Below are 4337 nucleotides of genomic sequence, written 5' to 3'. Positions count from 1 at the left end.
GCCGGGGGTCTCCAGGGCTCGGCCGCTGGCGACGTTGGTCAGGGTGTAGGAGCCGTCGCTGTTCCGGGCGGCCTTCCAGTGCTGGTTGGCGCCGCCGTTGGAGTCCCAGACCAGCAGCTTCGTGCCGTTGCCGGTCTGGTTGCCCGGCTCGTCCAGGACCCGGCCGCTGGCGATGTTGGTCAGTGTGTAGGAGCCGTCGCCGTTCTTGGTGGCCCGCCACTGCTGGTTGGCGGCGCCGCTGGCGTCCCACACTTGGAGCGGGGTGCCGTTGCCGAGCTGGCCGGCGGGCTCGTCGAGAACACGTCCGGCGGCCACGTCGGAGAGCGTGTAGACAGTGCCGGAGGCGATGTCGCCGCCCGACGTGCCGCCGCTGGCGCCGCTGGCGCCGCCCAGGGTGGTGAGTACCGCGTCGTAGGCGGGTTTCTTGTTGCCGTTGTTGTCGAACAGCAGAGGGTTCTCGCCGGTGCGCCAGGAGTCGCTGTCGCGGATGCCCCACACGGTGATGCCGGTGCAGCGGGCGACGTTGAGGCAGTCCTGGACGGTGTTGGCGTACGCGGTTGCCGGCGCCTGGGCGATGTCGAGTTCGGTGATCTGGACGTCCACGCCGAGCGCGGCGAAGTTGGACAGGGTGGTCTGGAAGCTGGCCGGTGGGCCGCCGGTGCCGAAGTGGCTCTGGAAGCCGACGCAGTCGATGGGTACGCCGCGGGACTTGAAGTCCTTGACCATGTTGTAGACGCCCTGGGTCTTGGCGTCGGTCCAGTTCTCGATGTTGTAGTCGTTGTAGCAGAGCTTGGCCGCCGGGTCGGCGGTCCGTGCGGTGCGGAAGGCCTCTTCGATGAAGCCGTTGCCCAGCTCGTCCTGGAACACCGAGCTGCGGTGCTGACCGCTGCCGCCGTCGGCGAACGCCTCGTTGACCACGTCCCAGGCGTAGATCTTGCCCTTGTAGTGGGTCATCTCCTGGGTGATGTGGTTGTCCATCACACTGCGCAGGGTGTTGGCGTCGGTGATGGAACTGACCCAGTTGGGCAGCTGGGAGTGCCAGACGAGCGTGTGCCCGCGCATCCTCTGCCCGTGTGCCGCGGCGTGGCTGACGATCTGGTCGCCGGGCCCGAAGTTGAAGTTGCCGCGGGACGGTTCGATGGTGTCCCACTTCATCTCGTTCTCCGGGGTGATCATGTTGAATTCCCGGTCGAGAATCGTGGAGTACGTCGAGTCGCCGAGCCTGCCCGAGGACACTGCCGTGCCGAAGTAGCGGCCGCTGCCGGCCGCCGCATCGGCGAGCACGGTCGGCGTGCCGGCGTTCGGCGTCAATGCGGCCTGGGCGACCAGCGGCACGGCAGCACCCAGGGCTGCGAGACCCACGGCGGCGACGATCAGGCGGCGGGTTGCCGTACGGCGGCGATGAGAGGGGTTCTGATCTGGCAACGACTTGTCCTTCTGGGAAATGGACCTTGGTCTCGGCCCCCCGTTTCCGGTCAGTCGCCGCCACGCACAGAAAGGTTGCCGCGATCGAGGGAAGAATTTTCACGGCCGCCGTCACCTTGCCCAACGATCTGCCGGTCCGCACGGGTGCACCGGTGCGCCTGGGCACCCGGGGCGACCGGGAGCGCCTCACCGAGGTCTGCTCGACCATCGAGCCGTGCGGCAAGGAGGCTCGTCGCCTTGCCGCACAGCGGCGTTCACCGGGGCGGGACGAACCCTCCCCGGACCGACGCGGAGCCGCCCGAGCCCTGTGCGTCGACGCGGTAGCCGTCGCCCGCGGCACTGCGCACGCCGACGCCGTTGTTGAACTGTGCGGCGAACTCATGGCTCCCGGCCGGCACGGTCAGGCCCGGCTTGAGGACCCAGCGGTAGACCAGCGCGCCGCCGTCCTCCTGGACGGTGACGGTGAAGTCACCACTCGGCAGGGTCTGCCAGGTGCCGGTGTTCTGCGCCTGGCCGGTCTGCACGATCCGGATCTCGACCGTGAGCGAGGTGAGCGGCTGCATCGTCTTGAGGACGAGGCTGCTTTGCGTCCAGTAGACGGTGGCGGCCGGCGCTCGCCGGAGGGCAGAGCCGGGCGGGGCGCGGTGTCAAGGTGGTGCCGGTCGGCCGCCGGGTGCAGGCGGCATCCGACACCCCTGACAGTGATGATGGTCGCGGTGACGGCGCTGGTGGGTCTGACCCGACCCCTGACTGACGTCTCGACTGTCCTGCTTCGGATTTGTCGGCCCGCCTGGGCTGTCACTACGCACGCGGCCGGACGGGCGTTTGTGACCTTGTAGGAGCTTGGTCCAGAAGCCCCGTCACTGTCTTGTCCACCCGCCCGACCGGCGCGTGCCGCCCTCGGAACGGACTCGTAAGGACGGACATGACCAGGATGACGCACGACGGCCCGGAGATCACCGGCGGAGTCGACACCCACGGCCTGACCCACCATGCTGCGGTGATCGACCTGGTCGGACGGCACCTGGCCGACCGGGAGTTTCCGGCCACCATCCGTGGCTACCGGGCTCTGCTGGACTGGATGCGTACGCACGGCACGCTGGTCGCGGTGGGTGTGGAGGGCACCGGCGCCTACGGAGCCGAGCTGGCCCGGGTGCTGACCGCCGCCGGCGTCACCGTCGTCGATGTGGATCGCCCGGACCGCAAGACGCGGCGGATGAAGGGAAAGTCGGACCCGATCGACGCCTACGCCGCCGCGACGGCTGTGCTGTCCAGCCGCGCCACCGGTATCCCCAAGAGCCGGGACGGCGTGGTCGAGGCGGTACGGGTGCTGCGGATCGCCCGCCGCAGCGCCGTCAAGGCCCGCACCCAGGTGATGAACCAGATCCGCGGCCTGCTCGTGGCGGCCCCCGCGATGCTGCGCGAGCACATCGCGGGCCTGGATGGTACTGCGCTGATACGAACCCTGGCTCGGATGCGGCCTGGGGAGGAGCTGTCCCGCCCACTGGTGGCGACCCGTGCCGCGCTTCGGCGGCTCGCCCGCCGCCACCAGGCCCTGGACCAGGAGATCACCGAGCTGGACGCGGAAATCGGCCCACTGGTCAAACAGGCCGCCCCCGCGCTGCTTCAGCTGTTCGGCGTCGGTCCCGAGACCGCCGGCCAGCTGCTGACCACGGCCGGGGACAACCCGCAACGGATGCGGTCCGAGAGTGCGTTCGCGCACCTGGCCGGTGTAGCGCCGATCCCGGCCTCCTCCGGCCGCACCCACCGCCACCGCCTCAACCGCGGCGGCGACCGGGCCGCGAACAACGCCCTGCACACCATCGTGCTCACCCGCATGCGCTTCGACGAACGCACCCGCGCCTACGTAGAACGCCGCACCAAGGAAGGGCTGAACAAGAAGGACATCATGCGCTGCCTCAAGCGATTCGTCGCCCGAGAGGTCTACCGCGCCCTGACCAGCACACCAACCGAACGAATCACCCAAACCGACCTGAATCCAGCGGCTTGACAGCCATAGGAGCATCCTGATCGGCTCGGCGGTCGCGGCCGCGCTCGAAGAGCATGCCGGTGATGTCGAGGCGGCGACGGCCGCGCTGGTGAAGCGGGCGATCCCGGATGCGATGGCGCTGCTGGACCACAGCCGCAAGGGCGGCCGCTACGACGTGATCGCGCACCCGTGGCTGCCCGACGTCCTGCGCAAGCAGACCGCGCGCGGCGCGGATCAGATCTGGGAGGCCCGCCCCAAGTGGACCCGCCCCGAACTCCCTGCAGGCGAGCACGAGGTGACCGCGCTCGACATCAACGGCGCCTACCTGTCCGCGCTCAAGACCCACCTGCCGCTCGGGCAGCTGGAGCACTCCACCGGCAACCACCACGACCGGCGCCGCGCCGGCGTCCATCTGATCACCCCGCCCGCCTGGGAACACGACGCGGTGCTGCCCAACCCGATCGGCTCCCGGGACGAGCCGGGACCGCTGTGGGTGACCGAACCGACCCTGCGCCTGCTGCTGCGCCTCGCCGACCCGAAGTACGGCCTGTGCGACCCGCCTCAGATCCACGAGTCGTGGACCTCCGGGGCCACGGAAGGGCTGCTGGAGAAGTTCCGCATCACGTTGAAGAACGCCCGGGACCAGGCGATCACCGACGGCGACGACGTGACGCTGGAGTACGTCAAGCAGATGTACTCCAAGTTCGTCTCCACGCTGGGAGAGTCGAACTACAACCGGGAGCTCTACCGCACCGACTGGATGCACCTCATCCGCTCCCAGGCCTTCGCCAACCTGTGGTGGAAGGCCCACCGCGCCTACGCCCAGGGCCTGATGGTGGTACGCGCCATGGGCACCGACGAACTCCACGTCACCGGCGACTGGCGCGCGGTCTTCCCCGAGGGCCGCGGAGTCACCGAGGTG

3 protein-coding genes and 1 pseudogene are annotated in these 4337 nt (G+C 69.4%); 2 read left to right on the top strand and 2 right to left on the bottom strand.

Annotation, left to right across the window (positions count from 1 at the left end; translation table 11 throughout):
• Both ABZZ74_RS52700 and ABZZ74_RS52695 read right to left on the bottom strand, forming a co-directional pair.
• Nucleotides 1–1377: endo-1,4-beta-xylanase (locus tag ABZZ74_RS52700; RefSeq protein ID WP_356951243.1), on the bottom strand; the 1377-nt coding region annotated here is incomplete at its 3' end.
• Between the two features lie 302 nt (nucleotides 1378–1679).
• Complete coding sequence (locus tag ABZZ74_RS52695) at nucleotides 1680–1988, bottom strand: hypothetical protein (protein ID WP_356951242.1); 309 nt, start codon at nucleotides 1986–1988, stop codon at nucleotides 1680–1682.
• Nucleotides 1989–2350: 362 nt separating this feature from the next.
• Between ABZZ74_RS52695 and ABZZ74_RS52690 the strand changes: the two genes are divergently transcribed.
• Nucleotides 2351–3436, top strand: coding sequence for an IS110 family transposase (locus ABZZ74_RS52690; protein WP_356951241.1), 1086 nt, complete (start codon nucleotides 2351–2353; stop codon nucleotides 3434–3436).
• A 16-nt stretch (nucleotides 3437–3452) separates the two neighbouring features.
• A pseudogene (locus tag ABZZ74_RS52685) lies at nucleotides 3453–4337 on the top strand (transcriptional regulator); the annotation flags it as partial.

Origin of the sequence: Streptomyces sp. NPDC006476, from assembly GCF_040612015.1 — a bacterium.
Lineage (GTDB): Bacteria > Actinomycetota > Actinomycetes > Streptomycetales > Streptomycetaceae > Streptomyces > Streptomyces griseorubiginosus_B.
The sequence above is the reverse complement of the archived record's forward strand: the minus strand, read 5'-3'. Positions and strand labels throughout refer to the sequence as shown.

Coding starts and splice junctions, on each gene's coding strand:
- ABZZ74_RS52695 (WP_356951242.1), bottom strand. CDS start 1,988: ATGCAGCCGCTCACCTCGCTCACGGTCGAGATCCGGATCGTGCAGACC.
- ABZZ74_RS52690 (WP_356951241.1), top strand. CDS start 2,351: ATGACCAGGATGACGCACGACGGCCCGGAGATCACCGGCGGAGTCGAC.